General features: G+C 66.6%; 11 protein-coding genes, 1 tRNA gene and 1 pseudogene. 5 read left to right on the top strand and 8 right to left on the bottom strand.

Going from position 1 to position 19,355, the window contains the following annotated elements; all coding sequences use genetic code 11:
* The first annotated feature begins 15 nt into the window (after positions 1–15).
* The 3 genes and pseudogenes from leuB to leuD form a co-directional block, all read left to right on the top strand.
* Positions 16–1,116: a 3-isopropylmalate dehydrogenase gene (gene leuB, locus SH591_RS03690; protein WP_324750575.1), complete on the top strand. Its 1,101-nt coding sequence runs from the start codon at positions 16–18 to the stop codon at positions 1,114–1,116.
* Positions 1,113–2,546 (top strand): 3-isopropylmalate dehydratase large subunit, encoded by a 1,434-nt coding sequence (leuC, locus tag SH591_RS03685; protein ID WP_324750574.1) that lies wholly within the window; start codon positions 1,113–1,115, stop codon positions 2,544–2,546. Before leuB ends, leuC begins: the two co-directional genes overlap by 4 nt.
* Positions 2,543–3,094, top strand: a pseudogene (leuD, locus tag SH591_RS03680) (3-isopropylmalate dehydratase small subunit); the annotation flags it as partial. The gene leuC and the pseudogene leuD, both read left to right, overlap by 4 nt.
* 22 nt (positions 3,095–3,116) lie before the next feature.
* Here leuD and SH591_RS03675 read toward each other — a convergent pair.
* The 5 genes from SH591_RS03675 to SH591_RS03655 form a co-directional block, all read right to left on the bottom strand.
* Positions 3,117–3,192, bottom strand: a tRNA-Thr gene (locus tag SH591_RS03675).
* Between the two features lie 16 nt (positions 3,193–3,208).
* Positions 3,209–4,057: a hypothetical protein gene (locus SH591_RS03670; RefSeq protein WP_324750573.1), complete on the bottom strand. Its 849-nt coding sequence runs from the start codon at positions 4,055–4,057 to the stop codon at positions 3,209–3,211.
* A 46-nt stretch (positions 4,058–4,103) separates the two neighbouring features.
* Entirely contained in the window at positions 4,104–5,402 is a 1,299-nt protein-coding gene (locus SH591_RS03665) for a mechanosensitive ion channel (RefSeq protein WP_324750572.1), read from the bottom strand.
* A 61-nt stretch (positions 5,403–5,463) separates the two neighbouring features.
* Complete coding sequence (locus tag SH591_RS03660) at positions 5,464–6,870, bottom strand: serine hydrolase domain-containing protein (RefSeq protein WP_324750571.1); 1,407 nt, start codon at positions 6,868–6,870, stop codon at positions 5,464–5,466.
* A 1-nt stretch (position 6,871) separates the two neighbouring features.
* Positions 6,872–8,191 (bottom strand): replication-associated recombination protein A, encoded by a 1,320-nt coding sequence (locus SH591_RS03655; RefSeq protein WP_324750570.1) that lies wholly within the window; start codon positions 8,189–8,191, stop codon positions 6,872–6,874.
* 116 nt (positions 8,192–8,307) lie between these two features.
* Between SH591_RS03655 and SH591_RS03650 the strand changes: the two genes are divergently transcribed.
* Positions 8,308–8,934: a PadR family transcriptional regulator gene (locus tag SH591_RS03650; protein ID WP_324750569.1), complete on the top strand. Its 627-nt coding sequence runs from the start codon at positions 8,308–8,310 to the stop codon at positions 8,932–8,934.
* Positions 8,931–9,248, top strand: coding sequence for a DUF2218 domain-containing protein (locus tag SH591_RS03645; protein WP_324750568.1), 318 nt, complete (start codon positions 8,931–8,933; stop codon positions 9,246–9,248). The genes SH591_RS03650 and SH591_RS03645 overlap by 4 nt, the downstream gene beginning before the upstream one ends.
* Before the next feature lie 6 nt (positions 9,249–9,254).
* Here SH591_RS03645 and SH591_RS03640 read toward each other — a convergent pair whose 3' ends face one another.
* From SH591_RS03640 to rpoB, 3 genes are all read right to left on the bottom strand, one after another.
* Positions 9,255–10,436: a glycosyltransferase family 4 protein gene (locus SH591_RS03640; protein ID WP_324750567.1), complete on the bottom strand. Its 1,182-nt coding sequence runs from the start codon at positions 10,434–10,436 to the stop codon at positions 9,255–9,257.
* Between the two features lie 288 nt (positions 10,437–10,724).
* Positions 10,725–14,993 carry a DNA-directed RNA polymerase subunit beta' gene (gene rpoC / locus SH591_RS03635; RefSeq protein ID WP_324750566.1) on the bottom strand — a complete coding sequence of 1,423 codons (4,269 nt, stop codon included), beginning with the start codon at positions 14,991–14,993 and terminating at the stop codon, positions 10,725–10,727.
* Between the two features lie 78 nt (positions 14,994–15,071).
* Positions 15,072–19,232: a DNA-directed RNA polymerase subunit beta gene (gene rpoB / locus SH591_RS03630; RefSeq protein WP_322833071.1), complete on the bottom strand. Its 4,161-nt coding sequence runs from the start codon at positions 19,230–19,232 to the stop codon at positions 15,072–15,074.
* Between the last annotated feature and the right edge of the window lie 123 nt (positions 19,233–19,355).

Below are 19,355 nucleotides of genomic sequence, written 5' to 3'. Positions count from 1 at the left end.
ATCGAGGACGAATCCATGACCAAGATCGTAGTGTTGCCCGGCGACGGGATCGGCCCGGAAGTCTCTTCGGAAGCGGTGAAATGCCTCGCCATGCTGTCCGATCATTGCGGCCTCGATTTCACCTTCGAGGAGCATGATTTCGGCGGCGCCGCGATCGACGCGCACGGCGTGCCACTGCCCGACGCAACGCTGGCGGCCTGCCAGGGCGCCGACGCGATCCTGCTCGGCGCGGTCGGCGGGCCGCGCTGGGACACGAGCGCGGAGCGGCCCGAAGCCGGCCTGCTCAAGCTGCGCATGACGCTCGGCCTGTTCGCCAATCTGCGTCCGGCGCGGGTGATCGCGGGCCTCGAGGCCTTCTCGCCGCTCAAGGCCGACGTTGCCGCGGGCGCCGACGTGCTGGTCGTGCGCGAGCTCACCGGCGGCCTCTATTTCGGCGAGCGGACCCACAGCGCGGACGCAGCGTCGGACCTCTGCAGCTATTCGCGCGAGGAAGTGGAGCGCATCGCCCATGTCGCCTTCCGCGCCGCGCGCGAGCGCAGCGGCAAGGTGACCTCGGTCGACAAGGCCAATGTGCTGGCGACCTCCAAGCTGTGGCGCAGCACGGTCGAGGCTGTCTCGGCTTTCTATCCCGACGTCCGCCTCGACCATCTCTATGTCGACGCCGCGGCGATGGCGCTGGTCACGTCGCCGACGCGCTTCGACGTCATCCTGACCGAGAATCTATTCGGCGACATCCTGTCCGACGAATTGTCGGTGATCGGCGGGTCGATCGGCCTGATGGCCTCGGCCAGCACCGGCGCCGACGGCCCCTCGATGTTCGAGCCGATCCACGGCTCCGCGCCCGACATCGCCGGCCGCGACATCGCCAACCCGGCGGGCGCGATCGCCAGCGCCGTCATGCTGCTCGACCAGGGCCTCGGCCTTCCCGCCCAGGCGCAGATGCTGAGCAACGCGCTCGAACAGGCCCTTCTGGAGGGCTGCCGCACGGTCGACCTCGACGGCGCGCTCGGATGCGCGGCGTTCGGGGAGCGCGTGCGCGAGATCTTGCAGCAGCGGCTGATGAAGCATGTCGCATTGCTGCAGCTCATCCAGATGAACCGGGGCTGCTGCGCATGAGCGAGCGACCGCGGACTTTGTACGAGAAGATTTGGGACGCCCATGTCGTCGAGCGGCGCGAAGACGGAACGTGCCTGATCTATATCGACCGCCATCTGGTCCACGAAGTGACCTCGCCGCAGGCCTTCGAGGGGTTGCGCGTGGCGGGACGGGCAGTGCGGCGGCCGGACCTGACGCTCGCCGTCGCCGACCATAATCTGCCCACCACCGCGCGTGTCGGTGCGGATGGCGCGCGGCTGCCGATCGCAGACGCGGCCAGCGCCGGACAATTGGCGGCGCTCGAACGCAACGTCGCCGAATTCGGCATTCCCTATATCGAGGCGACCGACGCGGCGCAGGGGATCGTCCACGTCGTCGGCCCCGAACAGGGCTTCACGCTTCCCGGTACCACCGTCGTCTGCGGCGACAGCCATACCGCCGCCCATGGCGCTTTGGGCGCGCTCGCCTTCGGCATCGGCACCAGCGAGGTGGAGCATGTGCTGGCGACCCAGACCTTGCTGCTGAAGCCGTCGCGGACGCTCGAAGTGCGGGTCGAGGGCAGCCTCGGCTTCGGGGTGTCGGCCAAGGACGTGATCCTGGCGATCATCGGCCGGATCGGCGTCGCCGGCGGCACCGGCCATATCATCGAATATCGCGGCGACACCTTCCGCGCCATGAGCGTCGAGAGCCGCCTCACCGTCGCCAACATGTCGATCGAGGCGGGTGCGCGCTCGGGCCTGTTCGCGCCCGACGCGGCGACGCTCGCTTATCTCAAGGGCCGGCCGATGGCGCCGGCCGGCGAGGATTGGGAAAAGCTCGTTGCGCGCTCGAAGGACCTTGCCACCGACGAGGGGGCGAGCTTCGACCGAAGCGTGCGCATGGAAGCGCAGGACATCGCGCCGAGCGTCACCTGGGGCACCAGCCCCGAGGACGTTCTGCCGATCACCGGCTCGGTGCCCGATCCCGACAGCTTCGCCGATGCGGGCAAGCGCGCCGCCGCCCGCAGCGCGCTCGATTATATGGGCCTCGCCGCCGGCACGCGGCTGCAGGACGTGGCGATCGAGCATGTCTTCATCGGCAGCTGCACCAACAGCCGCATCGAGGATCTGCGCCAGGCGGCCGCCGTCGTGCAGGGGCGGAAGGTCAGCAGCGGGATCCGGCAGGCCCTGGTCGTGCCGGGCTCGGGGCTGGTCAAGCGCCAGGCCGAGGCGGAGGGGCTCGACCGCATCTTCGCCGAAGCCGGCTTCGAATGGCGCGAGCCGGGCTGCTCGATGTGCCTGGCAATGAACCCGGACAAGGTGCCGCCGCAGGGCCGCTGCGCCTCGACGTCCAACCGTAATTTCGTCGGCCGGCAGGGGCCGGGCGCACGCACCCACCTGCTCTCGCCGGCCATGGCGGCAGCGGCGGCGGTGACCGGCCGCCTCGCCGACGTCAGGGAGTTGATGGCATGAAGGCGGTCCGCTGCGTCCACGGCCGCGCCTACCCGCTCGGCCGCGCCAATATCGACACCGACGTCATCATCGGCGCCGAACATCTCAAGACGATCACCCGCGCCGGCCTCGGCCGCCATGCGTTCGAGACGATCCGTCGCGAGCCCGGCAACGTGTTCGACGCGCCCGCTTATGCCGGCGCGCCGATCCTGATCGCCGGCGACAATTTCGGCTGCGGATCGAGCCGCGAGCATGCCGCCTGGGCGCTGGCCGATCTCGGCATCGCGGCGGTGATCGCGCCGAGCTTCTCGGACATTTTCGCCGGCAACGCCTTCAAGAACGGCATCGTCGCGGTCGCCCTCGCCCAAGCACAGGTGGATCGCCTGCTGAAGGTGGCGCGAGCCCATCCGATCCGCGTTGACCTGGAAAGCATGATCGTGAGCACGCCGCTCGGCGATGCGTTCCCCTTCGCGCTTGACCCGTTCCGGCGCGACTGCCTGATGCACGGCCAGGACGAGATCGCGCTCACGCTCCAGAGCGAAGCCGCGATCCAGGCCTTCGAGGAACGGGCCGGCCGCGACGGCTTCAGGATGGTGCCGGGTGTCGGACTCGAACCGACGACCTACCGCTTACAAGGCGGTTGCTCTACCAGCTGAGCTAACCCGGCTTGCCGCCTCCATGCTTCAAGGGACGCCGAACGTCCAGCCCTCCGAGCGGGCGATGGCGGGGGTGAGGGCAGGCGGGTTCCAGTAGCGCTCGTCGCCGGCAATCGCGCGCAGGCCGGCGGCGGCGATCAGGACGTCGGTTTCGTGGTCGTTGGGATCGTGGGCGAGACGCGCCGGGCGGCTGCCGAGCCCGGCCAGGGCCTCGTCGAGCTGCGCGCTGCTGCGCACCTTGCGGCCGCTGAGGCCGGCGAGGCGGATGAAGACGCGCGTGTAGATCTCGACCACCAGGCTCCCTGTTTCAGGTCTTTCGTCCATCGGCCAGACCGGGACCTTGCCCTCCAGCCGGTGGAGCAGCCGCATGCCGGCATAGCTCGCCTTGGCGACCTGGCTCGCGCCGATCGCGTCGTAGAGGGTCGAGGCCTTGCCGCCGCCCATCGCGTTGAACGCATGTTCGCAGACGCGGTGATGGAGGAAGTCCGCCTTCACGCCGTCGGCCGCGCCGAAATAGAAATGGGGGCGGTGGTGCTGCTCGAGGAAGCTCGCGGCGCCGATATCCTCGTCGTCGCACAAAGCGTCAACGTAAGCCCAGAAGCTCTTCGCGTCCTCGGCTGTGACGGCGCCGGGGAGGTAGGCGCCGCGCTCGACGATCGGCGGGGCGTAGCTGAAATCGAAGCCGAAGAGGGTGGAGGCCTCGGCCGCCGTCTCCAGCAGCCATTCGAGCACTTCGGTTCGCGACCAGGGCTTGTCGCGCACCACTAGGATCGGCGGGGCGTCGCCGGCCTCGCAGATCGCCACGGCGATGCCCTTGTGCCTCTTGCCCTTGGCGCCCGACCAGTCGATCGCGGCGAAGCGTTGGAAGCGGCTCATAAGAAAAGGGCGTGCCCTGGGTGGAGCACGCCCTCTTTCCTGCTGCTCAGACCAAAGGCGGCTGCAGGTCGTCCGGCGCAGGCGCCGTGGGCGTGCGCGGCCTCCGCGGTGCGGCCGGGGCGTGGTTCTGCTCGGTCCAGCGCTCGAGCAATTTGTGCGCGGTCGGGCGCCCGCCGAGGCCGAAGGCGAGGGCGCAGGCCACCGCGGCCGAGCCGATGATCGAGCCGAAGGCGATGATCACGATCTCGTTGGCGAGGCCCATGAAGCGGAGGCCCATGGCGACGGCGAGCGCGATGATCGACCATTTGAGGATCGCCGGCAGCCAGCCTTCCGTGCCCGCGCCGCTGACGAGGTTGGATACGATGCGGGCGATGATCACGCCGCCGAGGATGATGCCGGTGCCGAACAGGATGCGGCTGCCAAGCTCCAGCACCTGGGCGAGCATCATTGCGATGATCGCGGAATCGAGCAGTTCGGCCGCCTTGATCGCGAAGAAGATCAGGATTGCGAACAGCACGATGGTGCCGACCGTGCGCGACGGAGTCGTGCTTTCGGCCGAGAAGCCGAGCGCGCTGATCGCGCGGTCGAAGCCCAGCGAGGGCAGCAATTGCTCGACCGCCTGCTTGGCCAGCTTGCCGAGGAAGAAGCCGATCGCGATCAGGATCGCGGCGCCGAGCACGTTGGGGATGGCGTCGAGGATCGTGCGCAGCATCTCGGTCGCCGGCTCGGAGATGGCCGCGATCTTCAGCGCCTCGAGAGCGGCGATCGTGACCGGGATCATGATCAGGAAGAAGACGACCATGCCGACCGAACGGCTGATCGACGCACGGCCGGTGGTGACCGCGGTAGGCGCGCCCGCCGGGGCGGCGGGGGCGGTGCCGGCCGTCTCGACCAAGCCGGTGCGGCGCAGCCAGCCGTCGGCATTGGCGGCTAGCAAAGAGCCCTCGACGATGCGGCGCGCGATCTTGGCGATGACGAGGCCGATAAAGAAGATGAGGCCAGCCGCGACCACGTTCGGAATGAAGGCGAAGGTGTTGGTGGTGAGCTCGCGCACCGGCTCCAGCACCTGGCTGAGACCCAGAGGCTGCAAGGCGAGCAGGATGCCGACCAGCAGGATCAGCCAGAAGGCGACGTCGCCGATCAGGCTGCCGAGCGTCTTGCCGGGCTCGGCTTCGTTATGGCGCTGCAGGGCCGGAATGCGGTCGACCATCTTGGCGACCGCCCATTTGGCGGCGCGGGCGAGAATGTAGGCGATGACCAGGATGGCGATCGCGCCGAGGATGCGAGGCACCCATTCATAGGCCTGCTGCTGCCAGTAAACCGTGTCTGGATCGGCTCCGTACATTGTCGCTCCCCGTATTTTCGCTGTTTCGTGTCGCCGCCGTAAGAAATGTATCAGCTTTTGGCTAGTTCCCCCGCTCGCCAAGCGCCGCCAGAATGTCGCGGGTGAACGCGTCGAGATCGAAATTGGCGCCGGCGCCGTCATAGCCACGGCGGACGATGACGAGGCTGCGAGATGGGATGACCGCGACATATTGGCCGCGATTGCCGCGCATTACCAAGGCGTCCTGCGGAAGACCGCTGTTCCTGGGAAAAGTCCAGAAGGTGGCGCCATAGCCGTAGCCGCTCGGCGGCTGAGCGGGCCCATGGCTGCGGACATAATCGCGCCAGCCCGTCGGGAGCAGGCGTTCGCCCTGCCAGACGCCGTCGTACATGTAGAGAAGGCCGAGCCGGGCGAGGTCGCGCGCCGTGGTCCAGACCTGGCTCGAAAGGATGAAGCCGCCCTTCCAGTCGGTCTCGGGCATGGTGCGGGTCATGCCGATCTTCCACAGGAGATCGGTGAACGGGAAGCTCAGCGCCTTGTCGCCAAGCTTCGCCTGCAGCCCCCGCACGGCCAGCAAAGTGTCGTTATTGGCGTAGCGGAAGCGGCTGTTGGGCGCGGCCTCGAGCGGCCATCCGGTCGCCTGCTCGGTCACTGCGGTGCCGCCGAAATAGATCGCGTCGGTGCGGTTGCCAGCATGGTCGCTGTGGAGGCCGCTCGCCATGCGCAGCAGATGATCGGTGGTGATCGCGCGACGCGGGTCGCCCGGGCTCTGCCATTCGGGCACGGGGGCAGGGGCCTGGACGTCGATCAGGCCTTGCTGCTGCGCCGCGCCAAGGATCGTCCCGGCGATGCTCTTGCCGACCGACCAGGTGCGCTGCGGCATGTGCATATTGAAATCGTCGCGATAGCGTTCGGCGACGATCCTGCCGTTCTGGACCACCAGCACGGCGGTCGTCTCGCTGCCCTGCGCATAGGTGCGGCGATCGAAGGCGGCGGCGACCGTCCGCGCCAGCGCCTTGGCGTCGCCGGACGCGCGGCCGGCGGCATTGCGGTCGCCCATCGGCCAGGGCTGGGCGTCGAGCCTGGGCGCCGCTTGATCGAAGCGTGGCAGTTGCGCGACCGCCTCGGCCGCCGCCCCGATCGGCAGCTGCGCACAGCCGAGGTTCGGGCGCCACGCAGCAATGCGGGGCGGCAGGGCCTCGTCGAAGGCGACGCTGACCGTTTTGGCCTCGCGGTCGATCGTGGTGGCAAGGCCGGGAATGATCGGCTCCAGCTCGGGATAGACGCGCTTGAGATCGTCCTTCGCGATCACCGTCTCGCTCTGCCGGGCGTTGAAGATGTCGCTGCACAGGAAGCTCGCTTTGTACCCGGCTGCCAGCGCGCGCGTGTAGCGGCCCTGGTCCTGCGCGGCGGCGGGGCTGGCGAGAATAAGTGCCCCGCCGAAAGCCGGGGCCCACCGGACTAGGCTCCGGCTTGGGCCGGAGAACAACCTACTTGCGAAGCTCGGCGCGGCGTTCTTCCCACCAGGCGATGCGCTCGGCGATGCGCTTTTCGAAGCCGCGGTCGACGGGCTGGTAGAAGGCCTGCGGCTCCATCTCCTCGGGCCAATAATTGTCGCCGGAAAAGCCTTCGGGCGCGTCATGGTCATATTGATAGCCCTTGCCGTAGCCGACCTGCTTCATCAGCTTGGTCGGCGCGTTGAGGATGTTCTTGGGCGGCATCAGCGAGCCGGTATCCTTGGCCGAGCGCCAGGCGGCTTTCTGCGCGATATAGGCGGCGTTCGATTTGGGCGCGGTGGCGAGGTAGAGCAGCGCCTGAACGATCGCCAGTTCGCCTTCGGGCGAGCCTAGGAAATCATAGGCGTCCTTGGCGGCGAGGCACTGGACCAGCGCCTGCGGGTCGGCGAGGCCGATATCCTCGACCGCCATCCGCACCAGCCGCCGCAGCAGGTAGAGCGGTTCCTCGCCGGCGACGAGCATGCGCGCCAGATAATAAAGCGCCGCCTGCGGATCAGACCCGCGCACCGCTTTGTGTAGCGCGGAGATCAGGTTGTAATGACCCTCGCGGTCCTTGTCGTAGACCGCCATCCGCCGGTGCAGCAATGCCGACAAGGCGGAGGGATCGAGCGGCTCGTCGAGCTCGATCGAGAACAAGGTCTCGACCTGGTTGAGCAGGAAGCGGCCGTCGCCGTCGGCGGTGGCGACCAACGCGTCGCGCGCCTCGGCGGTCAGCGGCAGCGGCCGCTCCACCAGCGCCTCGGCGCGGTCGAGCAGCTGGCCGAGCGCCGTCGCGTCGAGGCGGTTGAGGATCAGCACCTGGGTGCGCGACAGCAAGGCCGAGTTGAGCTCGAACGACGGGTTCTCGGTGGTCGCGCCGACCAGCACGACAGTGCCGTCCTCGACGAAGGGGAGGAAGCCGTCCTGCTGGGCGCGGTTGAATCGGTGGATCTCGTCCACGAACAGCAAGGTCGTCCGGCCGAGGCGGGCATGGTCTTTGGCTTCGGCGAACACCTTCTTCAAATCCGCCACGCCCGAGAAGACCGCGGAAATGGCGACGAAGCGCATGCCGACCGCGTCGGCGAGCAGCCGCGCGATCGTGGTCTTGCCGGTGCCGGGCGGCCCCCACAGGATGATCGAAGCGAGCTTGCCGGCGGCGACCATCCGCCCGATCGCGCCCTCGGGTCCGGTCAGATGGTCCTGGCCCACGACCTCGTCCAGCCGCTGCGGGCGCAGTCGGTCGGCCAGCGGCGCATTGTCCGACGGCGGGGCTTCGGGGCGGGACGGTTCCTGGTCTGCAAATAGATCGGCCACGGCGCCACCCTAGCCAAAATCGCCTTGTTTTCCAGCAATCGTCTCGCATCGGGTGCGATTGATTTCGAGGTGTCTAAGATATATCTTAGACGAGTCTTGGAAGAAGGAGTCGGTCTATGTCCATCCGGTTCAATTGGGGCGATTGCGGTCCGCGCGGGTTCGACAAGATCCCGGAGGCGATCCTCGCTGCGGGCGCCGGCCGCGGCTGGGGCGGCTCGTGGGGGCCGGGCGGTTTCAACTTCGAATTCGGCGGCGGCCGCGGCGGGCGGCGCGGGCAGCGGCGGCGGATGTTCGAATCCGGCGAGTTGCGGCTGGTCCTTCTGAAGCTGATCGCCGACCAGCCGCGCCACGGCTACGACCTTATCCGCGCGATCGAGGAAATGACCGGCGGCGCCTATGCGCCGAGCCCCGGCGTCGTCTATCCGACCCTCACCATGCTCCAGGATATGGGGCTGATCGAGGAAGCGAGCGCGGAGGGCGCGCGCAAGGCCTTCGCCGCCACCGCGGAGGGGAAAGCCGAGCTCGAAGCCAAGGCCGACGAGGTCGAGGCCCTGTTCGAGCGGCTGGGCGAGATGGCGCCGGACCGGCAGCGCCACGGCGCGCCGCCGATCAAGCGGGCCGTCGCGAATTTGCTCTCAGCCTTGTGGCACCGGGTCGCCCAGGACGAGATGGAGGAATCCAAGCTCCACGAGATCGCGGCGATCCTTGACGAGGCCGCGCAGAAGATCGAGCGGCTGAAATGACGTCCGCCGTCGCCCGCGTGCCGACGCCGAACGGCAGCCGATATCTTCAGCAATTGTGCAAACATTGGTCGCACAACCTGGCGGTCGACTATACGGCCGAGCGCGGCACCGTGGTCTTCCCGCGCGATCTGCGCGGCGCCGACCATCCGGGCGACGGCCGCGCCACCTTCACCGCATCGGCGGACAGCCTCGAGGTGCGGATCGACGCGTCGTCGCCGGACCATATGGACGGGCTGAAGGAGGTCGTCGCCCGCCATCTCGACCGCTTCGCCTTTCGCGAGGCGCCGTTGCCGTTCGACTGGCAGCCGGCCTGAGCCGGATCAGGGGACCGGGCTGCGCGGCGGCAGGTGGCCGCCGGCGGCGCGCTGGCGGACGATGCGCAGGTAGGAATCGACCAGGGCCTGGTTGACCTCGTCCCAGCCATAATGGGCGCTGAACTCCTGCCCGGCCTTGCCCGCGGCGGCGCGCGCTTCCTCGTTGCGGCAATAGAAAGTGAGCGCCTCGGCAAAGGCGTCGATCGCGCCGGGGCGGATCAGCCGCCCGGTGACGCGGTCGGTGACGAGGCTTTCGCTTCCGGTCGCGATCGCCGCGACCACCGGCAGCCCGGACGCCATCGCCTCGAGCGTGACATTGCCGAACGTCTCGGTCACCGACGGATTGAACAGCATGTCCATCGATGCGACGGCGCGGCCGAGGTCGGGCCCGGCCTGGAAGCCGGCGAAGACGGCGTTGGGCAGCCTCTTCTCGAACCAGTCGCGGGCGGGGCCGTCGCCGACGATCAGCACCTTGTGCCGCACCTGGCGCTTCTCGAGATGGTCGATCGTGTCGGAAAAGACGTCGAGGCCCTTCTCCATCACCAGCCGGCCGACGAAGCCGATCACCGGAACGTCGTCGGCGATGCCGAGGCCGCGTCGCCAGGCGAGGTCGCGGGCGTCGGTGTGGAAGATCGTGCGGTCGATGCCGCGCGTCCAGATGCCGACATCGTAATTCATGCGCTGGTCGCGCAGCAATTGCGCCATCGATTCCGAGGGTGCGAAGATGGCGTCGCAGCGGCGGTAGAAGCGGCGCAGGATCGCCAGCGCTACCGGCTCTAGGAAGGCGAGGCCGTAATAGCGCGGATAGGTCTCGAAGCGGGTGTGGACCGAGGCGATGACCGGCCGGTCCATCCGGTGCGCCAGCGTGATCGCGCGATGGCCGAGAAGGTCGGGGCTCGCCACGTGGAGGATATTGGGCGCGAACGCCTTGATGTCGCGCTTCACCGCCGCAGGGATGCGGGTCGCGAGCCGATATTCGCCGCGCCCGGGAAAGGCGACCGACGGGATGCTGACGATGTCGCCTAGCGGCGGCAGGGCCGGCTCGTCCACGGTCGGCGAATAGATACGGACCTGCGCGCCCTGCTTCAGCAAATAACCGACGAGGCGGTTGAGCGCCTGGTTGGCGCCGTCGCGGACATAATTGTAATTGCCGCTGAAGAGGGCGATGCGGAGATCGGTAACATCCATCGTCGGCCCCGATAGCGGCTGGAATCGCAAAGTCCAACTCCGGGTTCTCCCGACAGGGTGCGGCGTGCGGCGAGCGAGACCTTCAGTCGTTCGGCGCGTCCTCGTCGCGCTTGCGCGGCATCCGCCGCATCCGGGCGATGCCCGCCAGCATCGGCAGCACCAGCAAAGCCAGGGCCAGCATCGCGATGAGATTCTTCATGGGCTCGCCATAGCGCCCCGCCGCCCAAAGCAAAACGCCCCGCCGGATCCGATCCGACGGGGCGTTTTGTTGGTCAGAGGCTGTGCGCCTTAGTCCTGCAGATACTCGCCGGCATCGGCGTCGGTGCCGTGGCCTTCCGGGGCCACCGCGCCGAGCGGATCGTCGCCGATCGCCGCTTCCGGACCCTGAGCCAGCTCCGCCGCATGCTCTTCCTCAGCCGAATTGGCTGCGATGAGCGATTCCTGCAGCTTCTTGTGCTGGGCCCGCAGCGCGGCGTCGCGGCTGGTGGCCGCGATGCGCATACGGTTCATGCCCGCGCCGGTACCCGCCGGGATCAGGCGGCCGACGATGACATTCTCCTTGAGGCCATCGAGGGTGTCGATCTTGCCCTGCACCGAAGCCTCGGTGAGGACGCGGGTCGTCTCCTGGAACGAGGCCGCCGAGATGAAGCTGCGGGTCTGCAGCGACGCCTTGGTGATGCCGAGCAGGACCGGCTTGCCCTGGGCGGGCTGCTGGTTCTTGGTGAGCTTGGCATTGATCTCGCGCATCTCCTGGTGGTCGATCTGCTCGCCCACCAGCAAGGTGGTGTCGCCGGACTCGATGATCTCGACCTTCTGCAGCATCTGGCGAACGATCACCTCGATGTGCTTGTCGTTGATCTTCACGCCCTGCAGTCGATAGACCTCCTGGATTTCCGCGACGAGATACTCGGCCAGCGCCTTGACGCCGAGCACCTCGAGGATGTCGTGCGGATCCGGGCTGCCGCCGATCAGATTGTCGCCGCGCTTGACGAAGTCGCCTTCCTGCACGTCGATGACCTTCGACTTCGGCACCAGATATTCGACGAGTTCGCCGCCGTCCTCCGGACGAATGCCGATCTTGCGTTTGGCCTTGTAGTCCTTGCCGAATTCGACACGGCCCGAGACCTTGGCGATGATTGCATTTTCCTTCGGCTTGCGGGCCTCGAACAGCTCGGCGACGCGCGGCAGACCGCCGGTGATGTCGCGGGTCTTGGCTGCCTCGCGGGAGACACGGGCGAGAACCTCGCCCGCGGCCACCGTCTGGCCGTCCTCGACCGAGAGCATCGCGCCCGACGCCAGCATGTAGCGGGCCGCTTCGCCGCTATTCTCGTCGAGCAGGGTGATGCGCGGACGCAGATCCTCCTTCGTACGAGCCGAGCCGCGGAACTCGGTGACGACGCGCTGGGCGATGCCGGTCGCTTCGTCGGTCTGCTCGGTGAGCGTCTTGCTCTCGACCAGATCCTGGAACTTCACGATGCCGCCCTTTTCGGTGATGACCGGCATCATGAACGGATCCCACTCGGCCAGGCGCTCGCCCTTGGTCGCGATGTGGCCGTGGTCGACCATCAGGTGCGCGCCGTAGGGGATGCGGTGGCTGGCACGCTCGCGGCCGTCCATGTCCACGATCGCCAGCTCGCCGTTGCGGGCCATCGCCACGCGGCGGCCGCGGGCGTCGACGATCGTCGGCAGATCGCGGAACTCGATCGTGCCGTCGGCAACCGCTTCCAGGCTCGACGTTTCGTTAAGCTGGGCGGCGCCGCCGATGTGGAAGGTACGCATAGTCAGCTGCGTGCCGGGCTCACCGATCGACTGGGCGGCGATGACGCCGACCGCTTCGCCGATGTTGACCGGCGTACCGCGGGCGAGATCGCGGCCGTAGCACTTGCCGCAGACGCCATGCTCGCTTTCGCAGACCAGCGGCGAACGGATGTTGACCGACTGGATGCCCATCTCGTCGATGCGCGCGGCGGCGGGCTCGTCGATGAGCTCGCCTTCCTTGGCCAGCACGGTGTTCGTCTTGGTGTCGACGATGTCCTCGGCCGGAGTGCGGCCCAGGATGCGCTCGCCGAGCGAGGCGATGGTCGCGCCGCCCTGGACGATCGCCCGCATGTCGAGCGAGTTGGACGTCTTGCAGTCCTCCTCGACGATCACGCAGTCCTGCGACACGTCGACGAGGCGGCGGGTCAGGTAACCCGAGTTGGCCGTCTTGAGCGCGGTGTCGGCGAGACCCTTGCGGGCGCCGTGGGTCGAGTTGAAATATTCAAGGACGGTGAGGCCTTCCTTGAAGTTCGAGATGATCGGAGTCTCGATGATCTCGCCCGACGGCTTGGCCATCAGGCCGCGCATGCCGGCGAGCTGCTTCATCTGCGCCTGCGAACCACGGGCACCCGAATGCGCCATCATGTAGATGGAGTTGATCGGGGCCATGCGGCCATTCTCGTCCTTGGGCTGGGCCTTGATCTTTTCCATCATGGCGTTCGCCACCTGGTCGCCGCAACGGCTCCAGGCGTCGATCACCTTGTTGTACTTTTCCTGCTGGGTGATCAGGCCGTCCTGATACTGCTGCTCGTAATCCTTCACGAGGCTGCGGGTGTCGTCGACGAGCTGCACCTTCTCGTGCGGGATGATCATGTCGTCCTTGCCGAACGAGATGCCAGCCTGGAAGGCGTGCTTGAACCCGAGGCCCATGATCGCGTCGGCGAACAGGACCGTCTCTTTCTGGCCGGTGTGGCGGTAGACGGTGTCGATGACGTCCGCGATCTCCTTCTTGGTGAGGAGGCGGTTGACGGTCTCGAAGGGCACCTTGTGCGTCTTCGGGAGCGTCTCGCCGAGCAGCATGCGGCCCGGCGTCGTCTCGAAGCGCTTCATGTAGGTGGTGCCCTGCTCGTCCGTCTGCGGGACGCGGCTGGTGATCTTGGTGTGGAGCGTCACCGCCTTGGCGTTGAGCGCCTGGTGCACCTCCGACATGTCGCTGATCATCGAGCCTTCGCCAGGCTCGCCTTCACGCTCCATCGACAGATAATAGAGACCCAGCACCATGTCCTGCGAGGGCACGATGATCGGCTTGCCGTTGGCGGGCGAGAGGATGTTGTTGGTCGACATCATCAGCACGCGCGCTTCCAGCTGCGCTTCGAGGCTCAGCGGGACGTGGACGGCCATCTGGTCGCCGTCGAAGTCGGCGTTGAACGCGGCGCAGACCAGCGGGTGAAGCTGGATCGCCTTGCCCTCGATCAGCACCGGCTCGAACGCCTGGATGCCGAGACGGTGGAGCGTCGGCGCGCGGTTGAGGAGGACCGGGTGCTCGCGAATGACTTCGTCGAGGATGTCCCAGACTTCCTTGCGCTCCTTCTCGACCCACTTCTTGGCCTGCTTGAGGGTCATCGAGAGACCCTTGGCATCGAGGCGCGAGTAGATGAACGGCTTGAAGAGCTCGAGCGCCATCTTCTTCGGCAGGCCGCACTGGTGGAGCTTCAATTCCGGACCGGTGACGATGACCGAACGGCCCGAATAGTCGACGCGTTTGCCGAGAAGGTTCTGACGGAAGCGGCCCTGCTTGCCCTTGAGCATGTCGGACAGCGACTTCAGCGGACGCTTGTTGGCGCCCGTGATCGTGCGGCCGCGGCGGCCGTTATCGAACAGGGCGTCGACCGATTCCTGCAGCATGCGCTTTTCGTTGCGGACGATGATGTCCGGCGCACGCAGCTCCATCAGGCGCTTCAGGCGGTTGTTGCGGTTGATCACGCGGCGATAGAGATCGTTCAGGTCCGACGTCGCGAAGCGGCCGCCGTCGAGCGGCACCAGCGGGCGCAGCTCGGGCGGGATCACCGGGATCACCTCGAGGATCATCCATTCCGGGCGATTGCCCGATTCGAGGAAGCTCTCGACGACCTTGAGGCGCTTGATGATCTTCTTGGGCTTCAGCTCCGACTTGGTCTCGGCGAGCTCCTTGAGGAGATCCTGCTTCTCGCCCTCGAGGTCGAGATTCTCGAGCATGACGCGCACGGCCTCGGCGCCGATGCCGGCGGAAAAGGCGTCCTCGCCATATTCGTCCTGGGCCTCGATCAGCTCATCCTCGGTGAGGAGCTGATACTTTTCGAGCGGGGTGAGGCCCGGCTCGATCACGATATAGGCCTCGAAGTAAAGGACGCGCTCGAGCTGCTTCAGCTGCATGTCGAGCAGCAGGCCGATGCGGCTCGGCAGCGACTTCAGGAACCAGATGTGGGCGACCGGGGCGGCCAGCTCGATATGGCCCATGCGCTCGCGGCGGACCTTCGAAACGGTCACTTCCACGCCGCACTTTTCGCAGACGATGCCCTTGTACTTCATGCGCTTGTACTTGCCGCACAGGCACTCGTAATCCTTGATCGGGCCGAAGATGCGCGCGCAGAACAGGCCGTCACGCTCGGGCTTGAACGTGCGATAGTTGATGGTCTCGGGCTTCTTGATCTCGCCGAACGACCAGCTGCGGATGCGCTCGGGCGAGGCGATGCCGATCTGGATCTGGTCGAACGTCTCGGGTTTGGCGACCGGATTGGCGAAGTTGCTCAGTTCATTCATCAGTTTTTCCCTTCCCGGGGAGAATTCTAGTGCGTGGCGAAGAGGAGGGGGCGCCGCGCGAAGCGGCGCCCGCGCTCATCATTCCGCCGCGATCGCCTGGGTGTCGTCGTCGGTGTCGGCCACCGTGTTCAGTTCGACGTTGAGGCCCAGCGAGCGCATTTCCTTCACGAGCACGTTGAAGCTCTCGGGGATGCCGGCCTCGAACGTGTCGTCGCCCTTGACGATCGCCTCGTAGACCTTGGTGCGGCCGATGACGTCGTCCGACTTCACGGTCAGCATCTCCTGCAGCGTGTAGGCGGCGCCGTAGGCCTGGAGCGCCCAGACCTCCATCTCGCCGAAACGCTGGCCGCCGAACTGCGCCTTACCGCCCAGCGGCTGCTGGGTGACGAGGCTGTACGGCCCGATCGAACGCGCGTGGATCTTGTCGTCCACGAGGTGGTGGAGCTTCAGCATGTAGATGTAGCCCACCGTGACCTTGCGGTCGAACGCCTCGCCGGTGCGGCCGTCGTACAGCGTAACCTGGCCGCTCTCGTCGAGCCCGGCCATGGCCAGCATCGCCGACACGTCGGCTTCGCGGGCGCCGTCGAACACCGGGGTGCCCATCGGAACGCCGTTCACGAGGTTCGAGGCCAATTCCATCACCTGGGCGTCGTCGCGGGCATCAACGTCGGCATAATAATGCTCGCCATAGATGTCCTTGAGCTTGGCGCGGACGGCGCCGACGTCGTCGGACGCGATGTCCTTGCCCTTGTGGTGGATCTCCTCGAGCATCGCGCCGATCTGCTTGCCGAGGCCGCGCGCGGCCCAGCCGAGATGGGTCTCGAAGATCTGACCGACGTTCATGCGCGAAGGCACACCGAGCGGGTTGAGCACGATATCCGCGTGCGTCCCGTCCTCAAGGAACGGCATGTCCTCGATCGGCAGGATGCGCGAGATGACGCCCTTGTTGCCGTGACGGCCGGCCATCTTGTCGCCCGGCTGCAGCTTGCGCTTCACCGCGACGAACACCTTGACCATCTTCAGCACGCCCGGCGGCAGCTCGTCGCCGCGCTCGAGCTTCTCGATGCGGTCTTCGAGCTTGCGGCGGATCACCGCCTCGGCATCGTCATACTGCGTCTTCACGGCTTCGAGATCGGCCTGGACCTTGTCGTCCTGGACGGCGAACTTCCACCATTCGTGACGCTCGACGCCCTCCAGAAGGGCCTCGTCGATGGCGCTGCCCTTCTTGACGCCCTTTGGCGCCGCGGTCGCGGTCTGGCCGACCAGCATCTCGCGAAGGCGCGAATAGGTCGCGCGCTTCAGGATGGTGCGCTCGTCGTCGGCGTCCTTGCGGAGGCGATCCTTCTCCTCGGTCTGGATGGCGCGGGTACGGTCGTCGATGTCGATGCCGTGGCGGTTGAACACGCGCACCTCGACGATCGTGCCGGCCACGCCCGGGGGCAGGCGCAGCGAGGTGTCGCGGACGTCGGAGGCCTTCTCGCCGAAGATGGCGCGGAGGAGCTTTTCCTCCGGAGTCATCGGGCTTTCGCCCTTCGGCGTGATCTTGCCGACCAGGATGTCGCCCGGCTCCACTTCGGCGCCGATATAGACGATGCCGGCCTCGTCGAGGTTGCGGAGCGCTTCCTCGCCGACGTTCGGGATGTCGCGGGTGATGTCTTCCGGCCCGAGCTTGGTGTCGCGGGCCATCACCTCGAACTCCTCGATGTGGATCGAGGTGAAGACGTCGTCCTTCACGATGCGTTCGGAGATGAGGATGGAATCCTCATAATTGTAGCCGTTCCAGGGCATGAACGCGACGAGCACGTTGCGGCCCAGGGCCAGTTCGCCGAACTCGGTCGACGGGCCGTCGGCGATGACGTCGCCGGCATTGACCACATCGCCCACTTTGACCAGCGGACGCTGGTTGATGCAGGTGTTCTGGTTCGAACGCTGGAACTTCATCAGGGTGTAGATGTCGACGCCCGACTTGCCGGCCTCGACGTCGCCGGTGGCGCGGACGACGATGCGGGTCGCGTCGACCTGATCGACGATGCCCGAGCGGCGGGCCGCGATGGCCGCGCCAGAATCGCGCGCAACCGTTTCTTCCATGCCGGTGCCGACGAACGGCGCCTCGGCGCGGACCAGCGGAACCGCCTGGCGCTGCATGTTCGAGCCCATCAGCGCGCGGTTGGCGTCATCGTTTTCCAGGAACGGAATGAGCGATGCGGCGACCGAGACGAGCTGCTTGGGGCTGACGTCCATCAAAGTGATGATGTCGCGCGGCGCCATCAGGAATTCGCCGGCCTGACGGCTGGAGACGATTTCCTCGACGAACCCACCGGCTTCGCTCAATTCGGCATTTGCCTGCGCGATCGTGTGCTTGGCCTCTTCCATGGCGGAGAGATAGATGACCTCGTCGGTCACCTTGCCGTCGATGACCTTGCGGTACGGCGTCTCGATGAAGCCGTATTTGTTCACGCGGCTGAAGCTGGCGAGCGAGTTGATCAGGCCGATGTTCGGGCCTTCCGGAGTCTCGATCGGGCAGATGCGGCCATAATGGGTCGGGTGAACGTCGCGGACCTCGAAACCCGCGCGCTCGCGGGTGAGACCGCCGGGCCCGAGCGCCGAGACGCGACGCTTGTGCGTCACTTCGGAGAGCGGGTTGGTCTGGTCCATGAACTGCGAGAGCTGCGAGGAGCCGAAGAATTCGCGGACCGCGGCAACCGCGGGCTTCGCGTTGATCAGGTCGTTCGGCATCACGGTCGAGACGTCGACCGAGCTCATACGCTCCTTCACGGCGCGCTCCATGCGAAGCAGGCCGACGCGATACTGGTTCTCGAGCAGCTCGCCGACCGAACGGACGCGACGGTTGCCGAGATTGTCGATGTCGTCGATCTCGCCCTTGCCGTCCTTGAGGCCGACCAGCGTCTTCACGACAGCGATGATGTCCTCCTTGCGGAGCGTCGTCACCGTGTCCTCGGCGTCGAGGTCGAGGCGCATGTTGAGCTTCACGCGGCCAACGGCCGAGAGGTCGTAGCGCTCGGGATCGAAGAACAGGCCGGCGAACAGGGCGTCGGCGGTCTCGCGCGTCGGCGGCTCGCCGGGGCGCATGACGCGGTAGATGTCGGACAGGGCCTGGTCGCGGTCCTCGGCCTTGTCGGCCTTCAGCGTGTTGCGGATCCAGGCGCCGGTGTTGACGTGGTCGATGTCGAGCAGCTCGAGGCGGTCGATGCCGGCCTTGTCGAGCTTCTCGAGGTTCTCGGCGGTCACTTCGTCGCCGGCTTCGACATAGATCTCGCCGGTCGCGTCGTTGACCAGGTCATAGGCCGAGAAGCGGCCGAAGATTTCCTCGGTCGGGATGACGAGCGTCGCAAGGCCGTCCTTGCCGGCCTTGTTGGCCGCGCGCGGGCTGATCTTCTGGCTGGCCGGGAACACCACTTCGCCGGTCTCGGCGTTGATGATGTCGAAGGTCGGCTTCTGGCCGCGCCATTGCTCGGCCACGTAGGGGATCTGCCAGCCGTCCTTGCCGCGGGTCCAGGTCGCGGTGTTGTAGAAGGTCGTCAGGATCTCTTCCGAGTTCATGTCGAGCGCGTGCAGCAGCGCCGTCACCGGCAGCTTGCGCTTGCGGTCGATGCGGACGTTGACGATGTCCTTGGCGTCGAACTCGAAGTCGAGCCACGAGCCGCGATAGGGGATGACGCGGGCGGCGAAGAGGTATTTGCCCGAGGCGTGGGTCTTGCCGCGGTCATGGTCGAACAGCACACCCGGCGAACGGTGCATCTGCGAGACGATGACGCGCTCCGTGCCGTTGACGATGAACGTGCCGTTCTTCGTCATCAGCGGCATGTCGCCCATGTAGACATCCTGCTCCTTGATATCGAGCACCGAACGGGTCTCGGTATCGGGATCGACCTCGAACACGATCAGGCGAAGCGTCACGCGCATCGGCGCGGCATAGGTCATGCCCCGCTGGCGGCACTCGTCGGTGTCGTACTTGGGCTCTTCCAACTCGTAATGGACGAAATCCAGCTCGGCGGTGCCGGCGAAATCGCGGATCGGGAAGACCGAGCGCAGAGTCTTTTCCAGGCCCGACACATAGCCGTCCTGCGGCCGCGAGCGGAGGAACTGCTCGTAGCTGTCGCGCTGAACCTCGATCAGGTTCGGCATTTCGGAAACTTCGTGGATGTTGCCGAAGATCTTGCGGATGCGCTTGGATGCCGTGGACCGCGTTTCGGTGCCCGGAGCTGCCTTGGTCGCCATGGAAATTTCGCCTCGTCGTTCAAATTCAGGCGCGCAGAAACGCAAAAAGCCGCGAGTCTCCAACCCGGAAACTGCAGCTTTGGCGTCCTGTGAAACCTCAGTCTTTCAATGCGTTGAGCGCGC

This window comes from Sphingomonas sp. LY54, from assembly GCF_035594035.1.
Lineage (GTDB): Bacteria > Pseudomonadota > Alphaproteobacteria > Sphingomonadales > Sphingomonadaceae > Allosphingosinicella.
This window is presented reverse-complemented; position numbering and strand designations above follow the sequence as displayed.

What these genes read in the sequence shown, in the direction of transcription:
- leuB (WP_324750575.1), top strand. Translation starts at nt 16, where the DNA reads ATGACCAAGATCGTAGTGTTGCCCGGCGACGGGATCGGCCCGGAAGTC.
- leuC (WP_324750574.1), top strand. Translation starts at nt 1,113, where the DNA reads ATGAGCGAGCGACCGCGGACTTTGTACGAGAAGATTTGGGACGCCCAT.
- SH591_RS03670 (WP_324750573.1), bottom strand. Translation starts at nt 4,057, where the DNA reads ATGAGCCGCTTCCAACGCTTCGCCGCGATCGACTGGTCGGGCGCCAAG.
- SH591_RS03665 (WP_324750572.1), bottom strand. Translation starts at nt 5,402, where the DNA reads ATGTACGGAGCCGATCCAGACACGGTTTACTGGCAGCAGCAGGCCTAT.
- SH591_RS03650 (WP_324750569.1), top strand. Translation starts at nt 8,308, where the DNA reads ATGTCCATCCGGTTCAATTGGGGCGATTGCGGTCCGCGCGGGTTCGAC.
- SH591_RS03645 (WP_324750568.1), top strand. Translation starts at nt 8,931, where the DNA reads ATGACGTCCGCCGTCGCCCGCGTGCCGACGCCGAACGGCAGCCGATAT.
- SH591_RS03640 (WP_324750567.1), bottom strand. Translation starts at nt 10,436, where the DNA reads ATGGATGTTACCGATCTCCGCATCGCCCTCTTCAGCGGCAATTACAAT.
- rpoC (WP_324750566.1), bottom strand. Translation starts at nt 14,993, where the DNA reads ATGAATGAACTGAGCAACTTCGCCAATCCGGTCGCCAAACCCGAGACG.
- rpoB (WP_322833071.1), bottom strand. Translation starts at nt 19,232, where the DNA reads ATGGCGACCAAGGCAGCTCCGGGCACCGAAACGCGGTCCACGGCATCC.